The sequence below is a fragment of the Vibrio sp. 10N.222.55.A1 genome (assembly GCF_041473835.1).
In the GTDB taxonomy this organism is placed as follows: Bacteria; Pseudomonadota; Gammaproteobacteria; order Enterobacterales; family Vibrionaceae; genus Vibrio; species Vibrio crassostreae_C.
Genome location: NZ_JBFRSX010000113.1, coordinates 1 through 1329, shown reverse-complemented (window position 1 = coordinate 1329; position 1329 = coordinate 1). Strand labels below are relative to the sequence as shown.

The following is a 1329-nucleotide window of genomic DNA, read 5'->3' as shown; positions in this document are numbered from 1 at the left end:
GGTGTTGTTCATAAAGGGTATTGTAGCGTTTTAAGTCATCGGGTTTCATGGGGTTACTCCTGTGAACGACCATCAGGGTGATGGTGTTACAAGAGTATGGTTTGCACTCGTTTTACTCTGCCGCGTAGCGGCTTCGTTCAACAAACGACTATGGCGTCAATGATTAATTTTTGGCTGTGTTTTCATCCCACATGGCGCCATCTCTGAGCATAGAGTTAAGTGTCACAACCATCTTTCGTACGCACGCGATTATTGCGACTTTTTTAGGTTTCCCAGCAGCTAAAAGTCGAGCATAAGTCGCTTTGAATATGGGGTTACATTGCATGGCTGACATCATCGCCATGTATAAAACGGTTCGTACTTGCGCTCGACCGCCTTGGATCACGCGCTTACCTTTGTAGCGCCCACTTTCGCGTGTTATTGGAGCGACACCAATCAGTGATGCTGCTTGTTTATTCGTGATGTAACCAAGTTCAGGTACGTTGCTAATTATTGATGCAACGGCAATGTTTCCTATTCCTGGGACGCTTTGCAATATTGTGTTTTTAGCTTGGTATTCAGGGCTATCTTCAATGAGTTTAACGAGCTTTTCTTCTAACTTGGTGATTTGATTTTTTATCGTGGTTAGCATTGGTTTGATAGTCGGATGGAGAGAGGCGGGAAGTATCTGGATTCGGTTCTTTTCCATGGTTTGCATGGATAACAACTGGTTTCGGCGAATGACTAAGTCACTCATTAGGCGTATGTTTTTTGGCTTTATGACAGTAAGAGCTGGTTTGATTGCTTCTCCATAGTGAGCAATCAATTCTGCATCTAAACGATCATTTTTGGCTCTGCGGCCAATAGCACCAGCGAACCGTTTTATGTGGACAGGGTTTGCTCTGACAATAGGTAATTGAGCCTCTGCACATGCAAGAACAAAAGGCATTTCTAATCGGCCTGTTGCTTCAATAACGATTCGTTCAGGACTGTGACTCTTAATCGTTTTGAGTGCTTTTTTGATGCCTTTATCATTGTTCTCTACTGAGAAAAATAGGTCTAGTGGCCTGATGTGGATGTCTAATTGTGTTTTGCCGGTATCAACTCCAACGTTGATGCTTTGATTGATTTTGGTATTCATAATAAGCTAACTCATGCTTGCGTAATGCGGGTTCGAGACCCAGTCGACTATTCGAGGTTTATGCTTGAAGTCCTATGTAGCGTTCATGTTTGTTATCGGTCTCTCGATAGAGGAGCCAGCGTTTAAACGAACTACTACATAGAAAGCTTTAGTTGCAGCTAAAGCCTGGGTCTCACATTACCCGATTGGAGTGCTTATTATCCATACAA

1 protein-coding gene is annotated in these 1329 nt (G+C 43.2%); it reads right to left on the bottom strand.

Annotation, left to right across the window (positions count from 1 at the left end; all coding sequences use genetic code 11):
- Nucleotides 1-163: 163 nt before the first annotated feature.
- Nucleotides 164-1120 carry an IS110 family transposase gene (locus AB4493_RS21550; RefSeq protein WP_372155795.1) on the bottom strand — a complete coding sequence of 319 codons (957 nt, stop codon included), beginning with the start codon at nt 1118-1120 and terminating at the stop codon, nt 164-166.
- Between the last annotated feature and the right edge of the window lie 209 nt (nt 1121-1329).

Excerpts from the sequence above, each read along its gene's own strand:
- AB4493_RS21550 (WP_372155795.1), bottom strand. The coding sequence starts at position 1,120 with ATGAATACCAAAATCAATCAAAGCATCAACGTTGGAGTTGATACCGGC.